This window comes from Streptomyces sp. NPDC086989 (genome assembly GCF_044745505.1).
GTDB lineage: Bacteria > Actinomycetota > Actinomycetes > Streptomycetales > Streptomycetaceae > Streptomyces.
Genome location: NZ_JBIVAL010000034.1, coordinates 1 through 19,982, shown reverse-complemented (window position 1 = coordinate 19,982; position 19,982 = coordinate 1). Strand labels below are relative to the sequence as shown.

Annotated in this window: 16 protein-coding genes and 1 pseudogene; 3 read left to right on the top strand and 14 right to left on the bottom strand. The window is 68.4% G+C overall.

The features are described from left to right. Positions 1–236 precede the first annotated feature (236 nt). Both ACIPK4_RS38765 and ACIPK4_RS38760 read left to right on the top strand, forming a co-directional pair. Positions 237–1,541 (top strand): helix-turn-helix domain-containing protein, encoded by a 1,305-nt coding sequence (locus tag ACIPK4_RS38765; protein ID WP_402322309.1) that lies wholly within the window; start codon positions 237–239, stop codon positions 1,539–1,541. Further along, complete coding sequence (locus ACIPK4_RS38760; RefSeq protein WP_402322306.1) at positions 1,538–2,356, top strand: class I SAM-dependent methyltransferase; 819 nt, start codon at positions 1,538–1,540, stop codon at positions 2,354–2,356. The genes ACIPK4_RS38765 and ACIPK4_RS38760 overlap by 4 nt, the downstream gene beginning before the upstream one ends. Before the next feature lie 161 nt (positions 2,357–2,517). On the opposite strand, the pseudogene ACIPK4_RS38755 reads toward ACIPK4_RS38760, so the two are convergent. From ACIPK4_RS38755 to ACIPK4_RS38705, 11 genes and pseudogenes are all read right to left on the bottom strand, one after another. Then, positions 2,518–2,655: pseudogene (locus ACIPK4_RS38755) on the bottom strand (transposase); the annotation flags it as partial. Positions 2,656–3,142: 487 nt separating this feature from the next. Continuing rightward, positions 3,143–3,433, bottom strand: a complete 291-nt coding sequence (locus ACIPK4_RS38750) for a hypothetical protein (RefSeq protein WP_402322303.1) — start codon at positions 3,431–3,433, stop codon at positions 3,143–3,145. A gap of 220 nt (positions 3,434–3,653) precedes the next feature. Then, a complete protein-coding gene (locus tag ACIPK4_RS38745; RefSeq protein WP_402322300.1) occupies positions 3,654–3,791 on the bottom strand; it encodes a hypothetical protein in 138 nt (45 codons plus the stop codon). A gap of 167 nt (positions 3,792–3,958) precedes the next feature. Further along, complete coding sequence (locus ACIPK4_RS38740; protein ID WP_402322298.1) at positions 3,959–4,363, bottom strand: DUF5958 family protein; 405 nt, start codon at positions 4,361–4,363, stop codon at positions 3,959–3,961. After that, positions 4,360–5,019: a Fic family protein gene (locus tag ACIPK4_RS38735; protein WP_402322295.1), complete on the bottom strand. Its 660-nt coding sequence runs from the start codon at positions 5,017–5,019 to the stop codon at positions 4,360–4,362. The genes ACIPK4_RS38740 and ACIPK4_RS38735 overlap by 4 nt, the downstream gene beginning before the upstream one ends. Next, positions 5,016–5,687 (bottom strand): hypothetical protein, encoded by a 672-nt coding sequence (locus ACIPK4_RS38730; RefSeq protein WP_402322292.1) that lies wholly within the window; start codon positions 5,685–5,687, stop codon positions 5,016–5,018. The genes ACIPK4_RS38735 and ACIPK4_RS38730 overlap by 4 nt, the downstream gene beginning before the upstream one ends. A gap of 75 nt (positions 5,688–5,762) precedes the next feature. Further along, entirely contained in the window at positions 5,763–6,437 is a 675-nt protein-coding gene (locus ACIPK4_RS38725) for a type I-E CRISPR-associated protein Cas6/Cse3/CasE (RefSeq protein WP_402322289.1), read from the bottom strand. Between the two features lie 41 nt (positions 6,438–6,478). Continuing rightward, positions 6,479–7,324, bottom strand: a complete 846-nt coding sequence (gene cas5e, locus ACIPK4_RS38720) for a type I-E CRISPR-associated protein Cas5/CasD (protein WP_402322286.1) — start codon at positions 7,322–7,324, stop codon at positions 6,479–6,481. Further along, the gene (locus tag ACIPK4_RS38715) at positions 7,321–8,652 is read right to left on the bottom strand and encodes a type I-E CRISPR-associated protein Cas7/Cse4/CasC (RefSeq protein ID WP_402322283.1); all 1,332 of its coding nucleotides are present in this window, start codon (positions 8,650–8,652) and stop codon (positions 7,321–7,323) included. The genes cas5e and ACIPK4_RS38715 overlap by 4 nt, the downstream gene beginning before the upstream one ends. After that, on the bottom strand, positions 8,649–9,359 hold the full coding sequence (gene casB, locus ACIPK4_RS38710) for a type I-E CRISPR-associated protein Cse2/CasB (protein ID WP_402322280.1): 711 nt from the start codon (positions 9,357–9,359) through the stop codon (positions 8,649–8,651). The genes ACIPK4_RS38715 and casB overlap by 4 nt, the downstream gene beginning before the upstream one ends. Beyond that, on the bottom strand, positions 9,325–10,854 hold the full coding sequence (locus ACIPK4_RS38705) for a type I-E CRISPR-associated protein Cse1/CasA (RefSeq protein WP_402322277.1): 1,530 nt from the start codon (positions 10,852–10,854) through the stop codon (positions 9,325–9,327). Before ACIPK4_RS38705 ends, casB begins: the two co-directional genes overlap by 35 nt. Before the next feature lie 155 nt (positions 10,855–11,009). Here ACIPK4_RS38705 and ACIPK4_RS38700 point away from each other — a divergent pair, with 155 nt between their 5' ends. Next, positions 11,010–13,997 (top strand): CRISPR-associated endonuclease Cas3'', encoded by a 2,988-nt coding sequence (locus ACIPK4_RS38700; RefSeq protein WP_402322274.1) that lies wholly within the window; start codon positions 11,010–11,012, stop codon positions 13,995–13,997. 499 nt (positions 13,998–14,496) lie between these two features. Here ACIPK4_RS38700 and ACIPK4_RS38695 read toward each other — a convergent pair whose 3' ends face one another. From ACIPK4_RS38695 to ACIPK4_RS38685, 3 genes are all read right to left on the bottom strand, one after another. Further along, positions 14,497–14,769, bottom strand: a complete 273-nt coding sequence (locus ACIPK4_RS38695) for a hypothetical protein (protein ID WP_402322271.1) — start codon at positions 14,767–14,769, stop codon at positions 14,497–14,499. A 779-nt stretch (positions 14,770–15,548) separates the two neighbouring features. Next, positions 15,549–16,415, bottom strand: a complete 867-nt coding sequence (locus ACIPK4_RS38690; protein WP_402322268.1) for a serine peptidase — start codon at positions 16,413–16,415, stop codon at positions 15,549–15,551. Next, positions 16,412–19,816, bottom strand: a complete 3,405-nt coding sequence (locus tag ACIPK4_RS38685; RefSeq protein WP_402322265.1) for a hypothetical protein — start codon at positions 19,814–19,816, stop codon at positions 16,412–16,414. Before ACIPK4_RS38685 ends, ACIPK4_RS38690 begins: the two co-directional genes overlap by 4 nt. Positions 19,817–19,982 lie beyond the last annotated feature (166 nt).

Sequence of the window (19,982 nt, the reverse complement as noted above, 5' to 3'; positions counted from 1 at the left end):
TCCTCGGTCTAGGTCAGGCACTGCACTCCGGGGGACGCAGCGGGCCGCAGGTGTGACGTTGCGGACGGCCCTGCGACCCGCTGCGAGGGGGAGGCCGCCTCTCCGGGCGGCTGAGACCAGTCAACTCCGCTGGCCAAGCCCCCAACAGGGCATTCCACTAGGCACGTTGTAGGCACTCAGAAGGCAGATTCCCGCTACGATTTCGGCGCCCGGCTCGACCAGCGGACGGCGGGATCATGGCGAACGAAGCTCTTCGCAGACACAGAAACTCCCAGCGATGGACTCAGACCCAGGTCGCGGAGCGCGTGTGCGCTCAGGTCCAGGCAGCCACCGGGCGCGATCCGGAGCTTGATGCGAACTGGGTCTCCCGCCTTGAGCGAGGAGCCATCACGTGGCCTTCCGGTGATTACAGGGCCGCCTTGTGCACGGTGTTCCAGGTAGCCAGCGAAGAGGAGCTGGGCCTGTACCCAAAGGGGTCCGCCACACCGGATGAAAGGCCGGCCGAAGAGGCTCCGTCTGATGGTGCCCCATCCCTGGTCGCCGACACGGAGCTATCAGCCCGGCTGGCTCGCCACGCGGCGGAGACCAACGTCAACGCGCTCGTACTGGAGCAGTTCGACGCTGACGTTGAACGACTTGCCCGCGACTTCGTCAGCCGGCCTTTGCCTCTCCTGATCCCGGAGATTCGCACGGCTCGGGGTGCGGTGCTTCGGTTGCTGGAGGGCCGCCAGCACCCCAGCCAGACCCGTCACCTCTACGTGGTCGCGGGGTGGTTATCCGGTCTCGCGGCGCATGTGTCGTTGGACCTGGGGGACCGCTCCGGCGCGGCTACTCACGCCCGCACCGTGGTGCAGTGCGCGGAGATCTCGGAGCACTCACCGTTACGCGCATGGGCACGGTCGTTCCAGTCCCTGGCCGCCTATTGGGCGGGGGACTACCGGCGGGCGGGAGACCTCGCGCAGGCCGGGCATAGCGCGGGCCGAGGTCCCGGCGCAGGCACGATCAAGGCCCGGCTGCTGAGCTTGGAGGCCCGAGCCCGTGCGGCCGAAGGGGACGATCGCAGCGCGCTGCGGGTACTCGCGTTGGCACATGAGGCACGGAGCACTGCGGGACCCGACGAGTTGCCCGGGGTCTTCTCGTTTCCTGAGGCCAAACAGTGGGCCTACGCCGGTACCACCCTGTTGGCCGTCGGGGGCGACGAGCAGACCCGGCACGCCATAGGCGCTTCCAATCGCGCCGTGGAGCTGTACCACTCCGGTCCAGAGGGCGACCGCTCCCCCGGCGACCTACAAGCTGCCCACCTGGACCTGGCCACGGCCTACCTTGCGAGCGGCCAGGTTGAGAGAGCCGGTGCGAACGTCTCGGAGGTGTTCACCGCCGAGGTGTTCACGGCGAGCATCACCATCAGGCTCCGCAATCTGGCCGCGCTCCTCGGAAGCGAGCCATACCGTGGCGCACAGTCGGCAGTCGATCTCCGCGCGCACATTCACGAGGTGACCGTCCGGCCCGCTCTCGCCAGCAACCCCACGGAGCCCCGATGACCGTCCAACCCACGCCTGATCATTTGGTCACCGACCGCAGCCTCCTTTCCACCAAGGCGTACGGCACGGGTCAGCACCTGGCTGCCCGTCAATCCCTCTACCAGTGGCAGACCCCCAGCCACGACCTGCCGGGCATCGTTGTGAACGAACTGGCCGACGTACGCGGCGCGGTCGCGGACGTGGGGTGCGGAAACGGGAAGTTCGTCGCCCGGGTGCGGGAGGACCGTCCCGACCTGAGCGTGCTGCCCATGGACGTCTCTCACGGCATCCTCGGCGCCATCCCCGGAGCAGTCGTCGCGGACGTCCAACAGTTGCCCATCACGGATGGAGCCCTCGGCGCGGTTCTAGCGCTGCACATGCTGTACCACGTCGAGGACCAGGCCCAGGCCGTACGGGAGCTGGGCCGTGTGCTGGCCCCCGGCGGCATCGCGATCGTCTCCACGAACAGTCAGACCGACAAGCGGGAACTGGAGCACCTCTGGCGTCAGGCCGCGGGCGATGTGCTCGGCGTCCAGGAGGGGCCGGCCCGAGTCCAGCTCTCTGCCCGCTTCACCCTGGAGGACGCGCCGACGATCCTCGGTACGGTCTTCGGTGAGATCCGCACGATCCCCCTCCCCGGGGTGATCGAGGTGACCGACGCCGAACCGGTCGTCGCGCACTTGGCCTCGTACGAGGCGTGGGCGGACAAGATGGGCGTGCCGTTCCGGGAGACGATCGAGCGCGCGCGAGAGCGGGTCAATGAGGTCATTGCGGCAAAGGGTGCATTTCGCATCACTTGCCTGGGTGGCGTACTCGTCTGCCGATCCCACCGGTAAGGCCGCGGCAAGCAAAGTGGGTAGCGTGCACAGAAGCGCTACGGGCAGTACCGAGGCCGGGCTCGGTACGGCTACCGGAGTTGACGCCTCAACTAAGGGCTGTCCCGTAAACGATCTCTGCGCGGTCTCGGCTGCGGTCGCCCGAGGTGCGAGCCGGTCTCTTACCCGGCGAGGGCGAGGTTGTGCATCCGGGCGATGCCGAGCATGGCGTGGTGGACGCCGTCGCCTTTGAGGCGGCAGTCGCGGAGGATCTTCCAGGTCTTCATGCGGGCGAAGACGTGCTCGACGCGGGCCCGGACATGACCGGGCTTGACGGCGTCAGCTCACGGATGCACCGGGAGCAAGCGCCAGGCCAGAGGCGTCAAGGAAGGCTTCAAGGCTGATGACTCCGCTGCCGGTTCCGTCGTCCCATTCGGTCAGGAGCTCCGAGAGACCCTCATTCCAGGAGTCGGATGTGGCGAGGTCAGGGCCGGGATGATGCTCGACGCGGCCGGCACCGTGCCGGTAACGGAGGGACAGGTACTGGCCCTCCGCTGTCCAGGCATCCCTGGGCCGGGTAGTAGGCGGGACACGTCTGCACGACCCGCACCAGCATCAGACTCTCGACTTGACCCATCCGAAGATGGTCGCGCGCCAACGGAACTCGGGCAATCGACTTCAAGTCGACGGCGACCACGATCGGCCGGCAAGTCCTAGATGCGGGGAACTGCTGCTGTCCGCCTTCGTTGATGTCAGCCATGGACGTCATCCTCGCGCCCAGCTTTTCACTACGTCCGCCGGCCAGCCTCACTCGTCGTCGCACCGTTCCAGGACCAAGCCGAGGGACCCGTCCTCCAGCCCGTTGCTGTCTTCGAGGTGCAGGTGACTCCCATCAGGAACACCTTCCCCGGCGAGCACCAGCAGATGGCGGGCAAGCGTCCTGAGACCCTCAGCGTTCGCCTCGATCACGACCTCTCCCCCAAGGCCCCGCACCTCGATTCGCGCATCCGCCTCCCACGCGAACACCAACCCGACACCATCGGTCACGGCCATGACTTGGGTCTTCTCAACGGGTGCGCTGCTGGAATCGGAGGTCATGGGGACCATCATGCCGCCCGACACTCACGACTCTCGAGGCTCTGCGTCTCACGCGTTACGGCGGGGGGGCGGGCTGGAGCATGCCGTCTGACGGCATGTGGCGAAGACCGTGCAGTCCGCCGACGGTCGAGCCACCGGACCTGGTCTCGAACCATCGCTGGAGGGGCTGTTGGAGAACGGTCGGGGTCCAGCAGCGATCGTGCTGCCGGACCCCCACCTGCTAGACGTCGTCGTCCCCGAACATCGCCACCAGCAGCGACCAGATGGCCTTGCCGATGACGTTGACCAGGACGGCACGACCAAGACTGGTCCCTGCCTTCGACGCCGCCTTGGGTGTGGTCTGCTCACGCTTCTCCACGCCCCTCACCCCCCTTCGCTGTGCGAATGGACCGACCTCTGACGTCGCGAGGTTCTGGTCCCTATCGCAGGGCGCAGGCGCCCCAGCTCAGGAAGTGATGGGGTGAGCGTACGGTGACGCGGACTCCCATGTCTCCGGAATCCGGTAAGCCAGTTCGCTCTGATCGATCACGTGCGGTCAGCTGCAGACAGGTCGTGCCACCAGTGCCCGCACCCGTCAGAGCAGTAGCGGGCGCGGCGGCGTTCGTCGGCGATCGCGAGGACCGCGACCAGCAGCCGGAATGCCTTGCGGCGTTCGTCGCCCGGGACGAGGCCGGCGATCTTGCCCAGTTGCTGGAAAACCGGGCCGCGGGTGATCAGGACCGCCGGCGTATGGGTCGGGCGCAGGCCTGAGCGCCGGATGGCCTCAGGCCCGTCCTCGCTGCGTGCACGGGCCTGAATGCAGTGGTGGCACAAAGCCAGCAGGATCTCGGACTGCTCCTGTGGGCTGAGGCCGTCGAACCACTCAAGGCCCTGCGCCATCGGGCGCAGCCCTTGGGCGAGTTCGTTCAGCAGGACATCGCGTCCGCTCATGAACGGCTCCCATGCGAGGGGCGGCGCGCAGCCGCGGTGATCAGGATTCCGAGCAGCATCGCCAGATCGGCCGCGCCGTCGGCGTCGTCGGCCCAGCGGGTGGTCTGCAGCGGGCGTGCGTCGCCCAGGGAGACGCCTTCTCTGGCCAGAACGAAGGCCAGCGCGAGCATTGCTGCACGAGCGTTGCCGTCTTCGAAGGGATGGAAGAAGAGGACGTCGAGATAGGTCCGGGCGGCGCGTGAAGGAAGCGGCACGCCGAGGCTGCTGCTCTCGGCCAGGCATTGCCCGAACTGTGCGGGCGTTTTGGGCGAGAGTCCGTAGCGCTCTCGTCCGCCCTTCGCGAAGGCGGGCATCGTGCGGAAGGCGACGGTCTTGCGGTGCAGCACGGTTCGCTGCCAGTTCGCCATGAGGGGAAAGGTCAGCCGGGCGCCCTGCTGCGCGTCGCTGAAGGCCACCTCGAGGGCGGTCAGGACCCTTGCTGTTCCTTCGGGGTCGCGGCCGCCGCGCGTCACGGTGAAGAAATCCCGGAAGCCGTCGGGCGTCGGAGGCCGGGCAGCGACGGCGGGCTCGCTGCTCCAACGCGGCCAGGAGACTTCCGTACGGATGTGCAGCCAGTCGGCAAGGGCGTCGTTCTGGTGGTCGGGCCCGGAGCTCATCGGCTTTCGCCGATGGTCCGGGCGAACCCCGAGCTCACCTCGTCGACCACCGTGACGGCCGGTGCGATCCAACTGTCGAACCGGCCGCCGACCGCAGTCTCGGCGATCTGCTGGGCGCGTTCCTCGTCGATGCCGTTGTAGGCGAGGAACCACCCCAGCACCTGCATACAGTGCCCGTACCAGCCGCTTTCGGCCTCGGTGCGGTCGGCCACCGCGGTGACCAGGCGTGTGCACGCGCGCTCCCAGTGCCAGGGGTCCACCGCCTGCCCTGCGGGCTGCGCCGGCGGCGCGAGGGCTGAGAAGCGCTCCGCCAGGTCCTCAAGCCAGCCACGCCATTCGAGCAGAGCAGCGACCACAAGCGGTGCGGTTGCTTCCTCCGTCGTCACGGAATGCGAGGCACAGCACCACGCCTGGACCACCCCGCCGTCGATGTCACCCTCGCCCACTGACCAATTCCATCCGCAGGCCCACCGTCCGTACCGGCCCACCAGGAACGAGGTGACCGGATCCATCGAACCCCACCTGTCGTCCTGCACGACCTCGGCACCGGGAAGCAGGGGAGCCACAAGAGCGGTCAGTTCCTTCGCTGCAGCATCATCCAGCTCGAAAGGACACCGCGCAGGATCCACGTCCGCCCAGGTCAGCGTATGCACCCACAGTTCACTCACCCCGCCACTGTGCCGTGTGCCGCCGCTCGAACGCCAACGGATATCGAGCGGCAGCGCCCGTCTTGGACGCCGTCCTCAACGGGTGAGGAGCAGCCCGCAGCTGTACGCGCGGGCGTGCCCGATTCCCTCGGTCAGCGTCTCGGCCAACGCCTGCGGATCCGTGACCGTCAGCTTCCCTCGCAGCTCCGCACGGACAATGCGCAGACCCCTGTGGGAACCGGCGCTGGAGACCGTGGGCAGCATGCGCACAGCGAGCGCGCCCGGGTCGGCGGTGGCGCCGATGCGGACACCGCCCTTCGGCCCGGTCCGGGGCTCTCCCTCGGGCTGGAGCCGGCGCACGAACCATTCCTTGACGTGGTCCGGCCTCGTGTGCGCGACGCGCTTGCCCCGGACGTTCCCCGAGGGCGGTGCTCCCGTCGGAACGCTGCGGACCGGGTTGACCACGGTGCGGAACTCCATGACGTCGCCGACCCTGAAAGTGCGGTCCACGGTCATGATCCGCGGCCTGCTGGTCATGGCGGCCTGCGGTATGCGGGACCAGTCCCCCGGGACGCGCGACTGCACCACGATGACGAGAGCGGCGGCCTTCAGGTCCACCGACCAGGTCGACAGGACGCCCATCTGCGCACGCGCGTCGGCGTCTCCGTCAGCCACCCAGCCGCGGAAGCCGCTCATGACGGTGCGGTGCATGTCCTGGGCGTCGACGAGGGACTTGGCGGCAAACGGATGGCGTGCATCGAGTGTGAGCACGCTGTGGGTGGCGACGAAACGGGCTGAAGCGGTGCTCCGGGTCACAGGAGGACGTCCCATCCGGTGGCGGTCTCGGCGATGGTGATGCGGGTGCGGGTTTCCCAGCGGAGCGTGTGGGCGCGTTCGTCGGCTTCGAAGGTGACGGGCTGGTCGTTGACCGGCGCCGCTTCCGGGGCGTCCGGCGGGGCCTGGATCCAGGCCCAGGGCCGGGGTTCCTCTGCCGCATCGGGCAGCAGGGCTTTGGCTGAGAACGCCTCTTCGATGGTGCCCTCATGTACCCCGCACGCGAGGGTGCCGGACGGCGGACAGGACTTACGGCCCAGCCACAGCAGTCTCTGCGGCTGCTCCAGGGCGTGTGCGATCTTCTCCAGCAGCCCGCGGTCCTCGTGTTCGAGAGCCGCCAGGAATGCGGCGTCGGCCAGGTACCAGCGCTCGGTGATCAGTGCGCCGCGGGACAGCTGCTCCGAGATCAGACCCGCGGAAACGGGGTCTTTGACGATCTTCTTCGGAGCGCCGTACCAGTCCGCGAGGTCGTGGTGTCCGAAAGCCGTGCCGGTCTGGGCCTCCACGGACCGGGAGACGGCAGCCGCCCTGCGGTGGTCGGTGATGAGGTCGCGGGGCCGGAGGGGAAACCTGCCCGCCCCGACCGTGTGGTAGTCCCGCACGGGCACGCCCGGCCGGTCTGCGCGCACACCGAAGCGGAGCTCGGCGAGGGGCAGGTCCTCGGCCGCGAGGTCGGCTGTCCGGTCCAGCCCGAGCGCGGCCGCGCACAGGCCGATCACCGCGGACTTCGTGGGGCGGCTGTGGGTGTCCCGGCGGGTGAAGCGGGAGACCAGCCCCCATGACTGCAGAGGCCCGGCCAGCCGGATGAGCAGGACGTGCGTCACGCCGTCAGCTCCCTGACACTCACGACTTCCTTGGCCTGGAGCTCCCCCTCGGCTTTGAGCTCCCCGAGCACGGCGTTGATGTCGAGGTCGTAGGTGAGGACGTTCCCGGGCCGGATGTCGGGGCGGCGCTGCGTGACGAAGCGGTGGTGCTTCAGGAGCCGTCGGACGGCGGCTGCGCCGGCCGGTCCGTCGGTCAGCTCATCGATGGGCCGCTGGAAGGCACCTGCGTAGTTGAAGGGGCGGTCGCCGTCGAAGGCGAGGACCAGTGCGGGCAGGGTTCCGGTGGAGGCGGTGGAGTTCCTCTTGGCTTCCGGGAAGGCATCGACGAAGGAGTTCACGAACTCCTCCTCGGCCGCGACGGCGGCCGCCTCGGCTTCCTGCACCGTCATGCCGGCCGCTTCGAGGTTGTGCCGCAGCCTGACCCTGTCGAGGACCGCGTGGCGGTAGAACGTGCCCGAGATCAGGGACTGGTAGCCGGTCATGCCTGCGCCCGCGTCGTCTGCGGCGTCGAGGAAGTCGAGTGCGTTGGCCTTGCGGTCGAGTTTGGCGTCGTCGGCGGCGGCGAAGAAGTCGTCCACTTGTTCTGCCTCGTGCACGGTGAAGGCGTGGCTGCTCTGGACGGCGCCGTCCACGTTGGGGGAATCCGCGACTTCCGCGAGGAAGCGGCCGTACAGCGCGATGTCGATGGCGTCCCGGGGCGCCAGGGCGGTCAGGACCGCGGTGCGGGTGGCCTTGGGGAGGGGCACCTTCTTGGCGGCGTTCTCGGCGGTGTCGCCTTCCTGTTCCTCGTCCGCAGCCTTCTTGCCCTTCTTGCGCTTCTCCGCCTCCGCCTGCTGTGCGGCAAAGAATTCCTGCGCCCAGGCGGTGATGGGTTCCGCTTCGGCGGCGAGGTGCGCGGCGATGCGGGTGCCGGCGTCCTCCGGTGCGAAGACGAGCACCTTGGTCAGATTGGCGACCGTCTTCTTCGCCGGGTCACCGAACTTCAGGTTGAGGGCTTCCAGCACGGCGCGTGCCGTGCGCAGGGCCGTCTCGTACTCCCATCCGTGGTCGTTCTCCAGGCTCCGGGCGGTGATCAGTGCCCATTCCCGGGTGCGGACGCCCATGGTGTGGCCCTTCAGCGGTCCGACCCCCGAGTTCGCCCGGTTGCGGGCGTGGACGCGTTCGGCCCGGCGCCGGGCCTGGCTGGTGATCATGTGGCGTTCGACGCCGCCGTACACGATCGCCTTCGGGGCGCCGTTCTCGTCGCGTACCGGCAGCACCGCGGCGACGGTCTCCAAGAGGTGGAGGGAGAGGAACTGGCGGCCGGAGAGGCTGGGCTGTGTGCTCACGTTGTCGCGTCCTTCTGGGCGTTCTGGTCGGTGGGCGCGGAAGTTTTGCGCGCTAAGGTCTCGCTCGTGGCCTTCGTGGGCGCAGCGGTCTTGCGCGCTGCTGTCTTGGTGGCTCGCCACGGCGTGTGGAAGTCGACGGCCCAGCGGTAGCGGACCTTGGCCTCACGATCGGTCCAGCGGACCAGGTCGTCGACGAGCAGTGACCAGGCGGGCGGGCCCTGTTCACACGAGCGCAGCCGGGCCACGGCGTGCTGCAGGTGCCGCCACGGGATGCTCCGGCTCGACACGATGCGGGCGTTCAGGCGGGAGGCGCCGGCGTCCTTGGGGCCGCGTCCCACGCGGCTGCCGATCCTGCGCATCGCGCCGCCCAGGGTGTCGTAGCCCTTGTGGGGCCGGTCCGCTCCCTGGTGGTAGACGGCGAAGAGGAACGCGACCCGCTCGTAGATCTCGCGTTGCTCCTCGACCGGGGCGTACCAGCCGGCCCGGATGTGCGCGTCCTCCTTCGCCCGCGGTCGGCGCAGCTCGGCGAGTGTCCCGTTGTCCCGGTTGTGGACGAGGCTGACGAGCCAGCGGGCCAGCTGCTCGGCCGGCGGGTGCTCGGAGGGAGGAGCGGCTCGGGTCGACTCCGGATCCTGCTCAGCCCATGTCTCCTGCTCGCTCTCGGGCTCGGCGTCAGCGCTGGTGTTGGTGTCGGTCGTGGTGCTCACGGCCGCTCTCCTTCGGCTTGAGCTGGTCGGGTGCCTTCGCCTCGCCCAGTTCCGACGTGAGCGTTCGCAGGGCGTCGGCTCGTGCCTGGAATCCGCGCGCGTTGGCCGGCAGTGAGTCGAGGCGGCGTTCGAGGAAGACGGTGGCGGACTGGGCGAGGGTCGCTCCGTAGTCCTGGAGGCTCTCCGCCACGCAGGCTCCGGCCACGACCTTGTCCAGCAGGATGTGGAAGGGCTGCTCGGTAGCCGCCCAGTGGTCCGGCCGCGCGTCGAAGCGGGCGGTCTGCAGCTTCTTGTCGGCCGGCTTCGGATTCGGGTAGGCGATCCTCCAGGCGGCCTCCGCAGCCTTCACCAGGGATGCCGCCACGTACTCCGCGAGCTGGGAGCCGGTGTGGGCCGCGTGCCGGAGGTCCTCTTCGCGGCCGGGGCGGTAGGGAAAACTGTCCGAAAGCCAGCTCAGGGGAGCCGTCTTGTTGGCGATCAGCCCCACCGCCCACAAGGAGACCGGCCGGTCGGCGAGCGTGGCCAGGCGGTGGTACAGGTCGAGGCGCTTGTTGCGGTCTGCCACGGCCGCGTAGAGGGCGTGCGCCTCGCGCCACAGCGCCCGGGCCGGCGACGGCGCCAGGGGCTTGGCGGTGGTTCCGGTGCCCGTGTACACGGCGTCCAGGACGAGGGAGTCGGGGAGCGGGGCGAGCAGTTCTCCGGCTCCTACGAGGACGCGGTCCACGCCCGTCTCGCCGTTGGCCAGTGTGCAGGGGCTGAGCAGGATCGAGCGGCCCAGGACACTGTGCAGGTCGGCGGGTCCGTCCACGGGCCGCCCGTCGGGCTTTGCCTGGAAACCCCTGCGTGGGAGGCCTGACACCGTCCACGTGTGGTTGAAGGTCCCTCGGCGGGTGGTGGGTGCGAGGTTGAGCCGGAGGGTGTCACCGAGGGTCTCGCCGAGCGCGATCACGCGGATGCGTGCCCCCAGACGCCCCGTGGCCAGGTTGGTGATGGTGTCGCCCAGGGTGGCTTTGCCGGATATGCGGGCGCGGCCGCTGAGGCCGTAGGCGTGCTGGGTGAGCATGGCGCGAAAGGCCCGCTCGGCTGTCAGCGGGCTCGTGTGCGCGAGATGATGGTGGTCGAAGAACTGGTTGTAATCACCGACGTGTTCGATGACGAGCTGTGCGGGCCCCACGGCGTGCGCGTCCATGAACGGGGCGAGCAAGGAGTTCTGCCCGAGGGGCTCCGTCGGATGGAAGAGGTCCCAGCTGCTGCCTGGTTGGTCCTCCAGCCACTTCACGGCCAGGTCGAAAGGCTGCCGGTTCTCGACCGCGTCCAGCCATCTTTCGGGAACCGGTGGGTTCGACTTCGACGCGTAGCAGATGGCCATCAGGAACTCGAACAGGGCGACCGTCTCGCCCGGGGTGCTGCCGGCCAGCGTCTTGAGGTCCTCGTCGGCAGTGCGGAAGACCTGGAGCAGCGTCCGCGACTCCGTCCTGCCCCCGGTCGTCACCACGGGTATGCAGGGACTGACGCGCGGATCCCACGAGGGGACGGCCTCTCCCGACGGTAAGGCGGATGGTTCAGCCAACGTGCACATTCCCCCGATGTCATGACGCGATGCCGTGATCGAAGCGAAGCTAACACCACAGATGAGCGAGGGGGACGTGAATGGCGAAGTCGGGTGGCGGAGCGTACCGGTGGGTGTGGGGCAAGACGCCGGACCGACGGAGGTACCGCGACGGGCAGCGAGGCTGGAACCCTCTGCTGGCCCACCTGCTCGACACGGGCGCCACGGCACGGGAGCTCTGGGACCGCTACCTGCCCGACAACGTCCGCGCGGTGCTGACGGAGGCGTTCGGCGGCGGTGACGCAGCCACGGCCCGCGCGGTCGTGCCGTTCCTGGTCGCGCTCCACGACCTCGGCAAGGCGGCCCCCGCCTTCCTCGACCAGTTCGACCAGGGGGAAACCCGGTCCCACCTGCGCAAGGCGAGACTGGAGTGGGAGGAGGAAGCGCGCTCCCACGGCGCTCCGCTGCCTGCTGCGTGGGAGGGGCTCTACTGGGCTCACCACCAGCACATCACGGCGGCTACGCTCCCCCGCCTGCTGGGCTGCGACTGCGCCGTGGCGAACGGGCAGAGCTGCAGGGCACCCGAACACCAGGGGCTGTACGCGGCCGCGTATGCGCTGGGCGGACACCACGGCCATGTCCCCGGCCCGGAAACCATCGGAACGGCGACCATCGCCCGCGGAGGCGCGGACTGGGACGGCGTACGCGCAGAACTCGTCGAAGTGACCGCCGTACTGCTGGGAGTCGACCTACGGCGCCTCGCGGCACTGGTGGCCCCGGTCCGGCCCGCGGCGCTGATCCAGCTCACGGGGCTGGTCATCATGAGCGACTGGATCGCCTCGAACGACGACAGGTACCCGTACGCTGACCTGGCCGATTCGGACGAGGCGTGGTGGCAGGCGGCCCAGAACCGCGCCAAGGACGCTGTGGACGCCCTGCGCCTCGACCGGTGGAAGCCGACCGAAGTGACGTGGCAGGAGCTGTGGCCCGGAACCGAGCCGCATCCCGTCCAGGCTGCGGCGATGGAGCTGATGCCCGCCACGGGGCAGGCCCTCGTCATCGTCGAGGCCCCTCCCTCATCGGGCAAGACCCGGCTCGCCCTGTGGTGCGCCCACCACCTGGCGTCCCGCAACGGCTACCAGGGGCTCTACGTCGCCACGCCCACGAAGGCGGACACGAGCCGGATCACCGAAGAGGTCCGGCAGTTCATGCACGCGGCCGTGCCGGACGGGGCCGCCACCCTCGCCGTGGTCCACGCCGACGCCATCGAGCAGCAAATCGTCTACGACATGACCGACCCGGAGCAATCGGCCCAGGAGGAAGCGACGCCCTTCGACTCGCTGGCAGCAGGTATCCGCACCACCCTGGAGTCCGACGAGGACGAACGGGATCCCGCAGGCGCTCCGGGGGACAAGCACCGCGGGCGCGACAGGGCCGTCATGGACCCCTGGTACCTCAACCGGTGTGTGGGCCTCATGGCCACCTTCGGCGTGGGCACCATCGACGAGGTCATGCTCGCCGCGCAGCCGTCCAAGCACTGGATGCTGAGACTCTTTACGCTGTCGTGCAAGACCGTGATCATCGACGACGCTCACGCATATGAGCTCTACCAGCAGGACTTGTTGGGCTCCACCGTGCAATGGCTCGCCGATGCGGGAGCGTCCGTCGTCGTCCTGTCCAACGCTCTGCCTGCGGCGGTACGGACGGCGCTCACGGCGTCCTGGTGTGCCGGCCTGCAGATCGAGGCCGCCTCCGCGGATACGGATGGGGATGGCGAAGGTCCCGTTACGGTCGTCGACGCACACGGACACCTCCGACGAGGCGGCCCCCTGCCCGCCGAAGCCCCGCAACGTGTCACGACGGTCCGCCTTCAGCACGAAAAGGATCCGGCAGGCCTCGCTTCGCAGCTCCTGGACAAGGCGCGGGACGGCGGCTGTGTGGGCGTGGTCCGCAATCGGACCGAAAAGGCCGTGACCCTGTACCGAGCGGCCCTCGCCGCCGCAGCGGCTCATGGCTGGGACGAGGCGGAAATCCTGCTGCTGCACGAACAGTTCCGCACGCACCGGCAGAGATCCACCGAAGACCGGATCCGATTCCTCCTCGGGCACGAAGCCCCTTCCCGGCCTGACAGACTTCTGGTGATAACCACTCAAGGCGCTGCCCAGGCCGTGGACTTCGACTACATGGTGTCCGACCTGGCCCCGGTCGACCAACTCATCGAACGCATGGGCAGCCTCCATCGCCACCCCGAGAACACCGGACGCCGCCCGGCCTGGTGCGAGCTGCCACAACTGGACGTCCTCTTCCGGCCCGATCCGCAAGAGCCCGACCTGCCGCTGGTCGAACCTCCCCGGCTACGTCCGGCACGCCGCGCGGGCAACCTCGACGCGCCGGCCTACGCCCCGTACACCCTGGCCGCAACTTTCCGAACCCTCCGAAACCGGTGGGATGACCAGAACCGCATCCACCTGCGTCTGCCCCGGGACGTAGCCGGACTCATGGCGAGCGTGTACGCATCGCGCCAGACGGGCGAAGGGGCGTGGGCGGCACTCCTGGACCGGACATGGGACGACTGGCTGGTGACCCTTGCCCGGGAGCGCCTCGCGGCAGACGACAACGGAGTACGCCCCTACGTGGAGGGCCACCCCGCGACTATGGCCTGGCTCGTCTCCGGAAAACTGAACGGCTCCGGGGAAGAGGGCGGCGCGGAAGGGCTCCGGGCACTCCCCCGGCTCAGCGTCCCCCCGGTGAACGCCGTATGTCTCTACCGACAGGACGACGGAAAGCTGACCTACGACGCTGCAGGCACGCTACGGGCCGAGTTCTACCCTGATCGGCAGTTGAAGAAGGGGCTGCCCTCGGCCACTGAGCGGCGGGTGAAGCGAAAGCTCCTGCTGCACACGGTGTCCGTGCCGGGGAAGTGGTTCGAGGGGGACGGCAGGCTGCCGGACCCGACCCTATGGCCCCGCTCTCCGCACAAACCACTCGACCGCTGGAACGTCCTGCTCTTCGACGCCGAGGGCACATGCGTCTTTGGCCTGGCCGGCCAAGTCCACTACGACCCGCAGACCGGGCTGCGCAGACTGTGACACCGTAGCCTCGCTGTCGCTGCATCGGAGACCGGCCGACGTCTGTAACTCCGGCGGCGCGGACTCTTGTCCGCCGACAAAAGGTGGCGCCGTAAGGGTTGCAGACCAACGTTTCCTCGGGCGCATGCTCAACACCCCGTCGCAGAACCGGACCGCCCTTGGTGGATGCGGCGCTGACCTGCCGCAGCGAAGCCAGCCCTCCGAGGTCGCGTTGACCAGTGTGGACTGGATTGAGTGACCAGGCATCGAAGCGCCGCCGGCCCCCGACCACAACGCCGACCCGGCGCCGGAATCAGCCCTTGGCGACTGCAGTGCGGAACCCGGACTCCGCCGAGCGCCCCTGGCGGTCGAGGAAGCATCCGAACCGCACCGCCACCCGGCCTGCTGGCCTGCCGGCTCTGCTTGGCCCATCGCGGAACCCACGGACTCGCGGTCCGCAGCAGCACCAGCGCCCGCGAAGGCGTCTGCCCCCGTCACCGGTTCTGGGCACGGGCAGCCGTCAGGTGCTCGGGTTCCTCCATAGATGCCGCTCGTCCAGGGTCCCGAATCGCGCCTCTCCGCGTTCAAGGTCGACGAGGATAGGCCAGCAGTCCAACAGCTGCTCTCGCGCTTCACGCGAGGCGAGGTACTGCACAGAGTTGTAGGGCACGATCAGGAGCCCGTTGCTCTCACAAACCTGCTCTGCTTCGATGGCGAGAGGCGGCTCGTTCTCGCGCTGGCTGTGTGCGAGAAGCGCCACCGCGAGTTGCAGGGCTTCGTCCTGCTCGATCATCCGTCTCCAGACTGTCGGCTCGAAGAAGAAACCCTAACCGGCCCGAAATGATCTTGGTGTGGCTGGTGTGATGACGGCGGAGTGCGGGGCTGCCGGCGAGCCGTGGCTCACCCTCGACCACACCAAATGGCAGGGGAGGCCGACAACTGGCGTCCCATCGAGGGGCTGCCTGGTGCGTCCGCCGCCCTCATGGACCTGACCGTGGGCCGCGGCACGCCCTGCAGTTCTACGCGTGCCCACCGCTCCCTCACCACTACCTTGCCAGAGCCGGCTTCCTGTCGACTGCAGATCTCTGGTGGATCATCGTCCATACGGGAGAAGCTGTCCCGACTTTTATCTACGGACAAAAGTCGAGGGCCGCCGCGGCTCCGCTCCGATCGGACCGGTCGCCAAGGCGGGGCACGCGGAGCGCAGGCCGAGTCCTCTCCCCCGACGGCGCCTTCGCGACACCGCCGGGAGGCATGGCTTCAAGCGCCGTGGGCTTCGGGGCGCCGGCGGTGAGCGGTGGATTCGTATCGGTCGGCGTCAGCGGTGGCGTGACCTTTCGGCGTCTGTCCCAGAGCAGCGCAGGTTCGGCCACAGTGGCCACCCCATGCCCGCCAGCGTCGGGGGCAAGCTGGACTTTTGTCCGCGGACAAAAGTCCGCCCCGTCGTTTTCCTCTGCCAACCAATCGAGTCGTTTGACAGTGAATCTGGTCGTGCGAGGTGAGCACGCTCCTGATTGTAGGGGCGTTACCTGCGACGACGGATCATCTGAGACGACGCGCACTGCCGAAATCTCAGGCGATCTGGTCCGGGACTGTCGGGTTGCGGACGAAGGGAGAGATCGCTGCAGCGGTGAGCGGGGAGGACAAGTACGCTCCGAAGGTGTGGAAGTCGATACGGCCAATCGGTGTGTCGGCGTGCTGGTCAACAGGGAATCGGTCGCCAAGCCGATGAGGAATCGCCACCAGGTCCCCTGTGTCGGCGAGGTTCGCCCAGTAGCGGACCCCGGCAGGTCGGGCACCCCGATCGGCGATTGGCGCGGGCACCAAGTGATCGAAAATCCCGCTCGGCAGGCCAAGGGGAGAGCCCAAGGTCACGAAGCAGTCCACGGTCAGTTCCGGGTGAGCATGGAGAGCCTCGTACGCGACAACGGAGCCGAGGGAGTGCGCCAGCACCACACGGGGGCGCACCCGTCGGATCGATTCGGCCACGGTAGATAGGGCGGCAGCCCGTACCTGCGGAACGTGGAGATAGCGGCGGACCTCGCCCGCCAGCTGGACGGCAAGCCGAATGACCGTCCCAATGGGGAGGTTGCGGCGTTGGGAAACCCAGGACAGGACCTGCCGCAGTGGTGCAGTAATCAGTCCCTGCCGTTCCTGGATGGTGGGTGAACCTAGGGCCAGCGCCCAGTCGATGACGACGGACTGTTCTCGTTCGTCGAGGGCAAGTACATCCGGCCCGACAGCCTGCCGCTCCGCGGCTCGGGTGTGGTGAGCGTAGTACGCGGCGTGCAGGGCAGGGAGCCGGTGGTCGTCCAGTCCGGCGGCCTTGAACCCATGCTGAAGTTTGAGCTGCCACTGTCCTGCTAGCTCGGTGGCCGCCTGTTCCGGCGAGCGGCCGCTCAGGTGGTTGCCGATGCCGTGCACTGCGACGATCGTCACTGCTCTGCTCCTTGCTCCGAGTAACAATGAACGGAGTACGCCGGGAATCGCCACGGGCCACCGGTGGTCACGCCGTCGACCTTGCTTATCTCGTACCAGCGTGCCTCCAGCCACACGACGTCAAATCCGCCGGGCTTCAGTACGCCAACGAGAGCATCGTGGATTTCGGCCGTCGTCGCAGTGATGGGGCGAGCGTAGATCAGGCCGAAGGAAGGCGGCAGTCCTCCCTCCCACTCGCTGACGGTGTATAACTCCCATCCGTCTGCGCGGGCATCGCCACATAGCAGTTCGCCCGGTAACCAAGCCAGGACGTGGGTGACGTTGACGGCCGGCCGCGTCGGTCGGAGTGCCGACGCCGCTGCGGAGCAGGCCCAGCCGAGGGCCGTGACATGGCCAGCCTTGCTGCCTACCAGCACGCCACTTTCGTAGGGGGCGATCGTGTGCACTCGATCCGGCACTGGGGCCGGAGCTCCGAGTGGATCGCCGGATTCGGCATCCCATGCCTGGACCTCCGCCTCGCTGACAGCGGCTACGAGTACCGGCCTGCCGTTCACTTGGCTGATAGTCATCACCCGAGGGCCGGCCACGGGGACGGAGCCCACGAGCGAGGCCGTCACAAGGTCCCAGATCCGCACCTGATCGACGTCCGACGATTGCTCGGCAGCGAACATGCGCCCGCCTTGCATCGCGACCGCTCCGATCCGGTCCAGCGTGATCGATTGCCGCAGGGTGCTGTCAGCCAGGGACCAAAGACAGACCCTGCGTTCGTTGTGGACGCTGATCAGGAGAGACTCGCCGCCCACGTCGCCCGCGACCAGCTCCGTGACCGGCCCCTCCACGCTGGCGAGGACGTGGGAAAGCGACTCCTTGCTCGTGTCCCACACGTGGATACTGCCGTCGGCACCGCCAACCATGGCCCATACCGATTCGCCGTGCGGCACAGCGGCCAACGCGGTGGCCGGGTCGGGGAGGCGGACCGTCGATTCCAGGGCATCCTCACGGACATTCCAGGTGTCGAGCTCGTTCTCCGTGGTCACCGTGATTACGTAGGGCACCTCCCCAGCTGTCACGGTGGCGGCATGGCTGAGCCCGCCCACGTCGGTCAGTTCGTGAGCTTCGGCGCCGGTGCTCAGGTCCCACACCTTGATCTCGCCAGACGCGAGTTCGGCGCTGATGGCGAACTCTGAGCCGCCGAGCCACATGGAGCCGAGAATTGTGGCGGGGTGCCAGTGGTTTTGGCCGTGACCGAACCGCGGGCAAACGTCGAGGTCCCACACCCGCACGTTGCCGTCGCGATGGGCGGTCAGCGCGAGCTGAAAGCGGTCGACATGACGGATGTCTGCGAGTGTCAGCCCGCGGTCTTCGGCCCCCGTGACGACGTGGACGGTCTCACCGTTTCCCCTTACCGCATGCATGCTGGGGTGGTAGGCGATGAGGGAGAACAGCGGGGTGCGCGCGTTGGTGGGCTGGATCCGCACCTCCTGGAGCGGTCCCTCCGATGAGATGGTGACGGGCCGCTCGTTCAGATTCCGCAGCACCTTCGGCCCATGTCCGTGGGGCTCGGCGGCAACGCAGTGGAAGGCGAGGGAGCCGTCTGTGGACTCCATGCCGAGCAGCGAACCGATGGCGGCGTCCCCGGCTTCGACGGTGGCGAGGATCCTGCCGAAGGACTCGCCCAGCAGGCCGACCAGGCTCATCTCGCCACTGACCCGACCGACTGCAAGAGCAGTTTCGTCCCCGGTACCGACCACCGCCAGGGCTGAGACCCTCGCACCGTCGATGCGCGTGTCGGCAACGAGCGCACCCGTCGCGAGGTTGTACAGCTGCAGTACGTTTTGGTCAGTAACCGAGGCAATGACCGCCCGCTCATCCAGATCCGCGATCACCACCTGGGTGATGGCACCCTCGTCTGTCCGGGGAGCCGAGAAGTACCGGAACGCGTCGTCGGGGCTCGGCGTGATGTCCCACGCCTGGAGGGAGCCGTCGGTGCCGGCGAAAACAGCGAGAAGCCGACGATCGACGGAGCCCAGGGCCAGGGCTGACACCGTGGCGCCCAACTCGTCCTCGCCGATGACGTGCAGCAGGGACTCCTCAGGCAGGCCCGTGCTCCACTGCGTGCGAAGCGCGGCCTGTTCGTCGTGGAGACGGCGTGCGAGCCCGGCCGCCTGGTAGGTCGCCAGGCTCCGCTGAAGCCTGGCACGACGCGTCTCCAACGGCACGCGCTGGCCAAAGAGGCTGCCGATATCGAAGCGACCGAAGGCCGTCCGGTACGCGACCCCGGCCCGCCGCGCCGCCGGGGTCCTCGTCCGGTGGACGGCCTCCCAGACGCTGCTGTGGTCGGCGCGGACTAGGTACTCCGGGTCCAGGAACAAGGGGTCGACCGCGGAACCGCCCGGTACAGCGACGGCATGCTCCATAAGGTGTCGCAGGAGATACGGTGCGGCGAGGTCCCACCGAGGCCCCTCAGCGGCCCACCGCCCGGGGACGGCCGACAACAGCTCGTGGAAGAGCGTGTCGGCGAGCCCGTCGAGTTCGGCCCCTGCGTCACGGAAGTGCTCGGTGACCGTCTCATGGAAGAACCGGTAGAGCTGACGTCCGTCCGCATCGATGTTCGTCCGTAGATAGAAACGGGCGGTAGCCAGCTTCTCGCGGGCCTCGCCCGGCGTCAGCGGGCGAAGCTCCTGACCCGCGGCCATGGCGGCAGCGGTAGCCGCTGCCGCCACAAGCTCCAGCGGCATACCCTGCCCCCGCGCCTGTGCCAGCCCCACCATCAAGTGCCGCATCCACGGGTCGCCGTCCAGCGTGGTCCGCAGGTGTAGTTCGAGCAGGTGCGGCAGGCTCTGCGGCAGTCGGGCGACCGCCTCGGCGGGATTCAGGGTTATACCGCTTCGCAGGAAGTCGGCGAAGAGTGCTGCGACGAGGAAGGTGCTGCGATCGGGGCTATGAGCGATCGAGGTAGCCACCGCCCGGGCTACGGACTCACGAAGGGCCTGGTCGCTGTAACCGGGTGCGCTGTACAGGATGTCGGCGATGTAGGTCGTGAGGTCGTCCGCGAGGTTCTCGACACCGGAGGAGGTGTCCAGGTCGAGCGCCATCCCGTGGGTACCGGGCCCCTCCCAGAATTGGTGGCCGTCCGTCTGCGGCGGGCGCATCCCTACGAGCGCCCGGAAGGCGGAGCGGCCGTCAGAGCGGAGCGTGCCCAGGAGCTCAGGTAGCAGATCGCGGACGACACGGCCGCTCTCCAGGGCTTCGTCAACGGCATCGAGAATAAGTACCACCGGTTCCGGCAGGTCCTGGGCGATGCGTTTGAGGTCGTCCAGAGCTTGCTCACTGCTAGCGCCGGCTGGCTCCGCGTCCTCGGGAGTCAGTTGAACCGTGATCGAAGCGATCACCTCGTCCATGCTCCGGTGCCGGGCATGGACCGCGACAAGAGTCGGGTAACGACGCTCCGGGCGGTACTGAGCAGGAATGCGGCTAAGACGTCGTTTCATTTGGTGAGGCGGCGGTGGCAGATGAGGGCCGCGGCTATGCCGACGAAGGCGAGGAAGTGTTCAGCCTTGCGTTCGT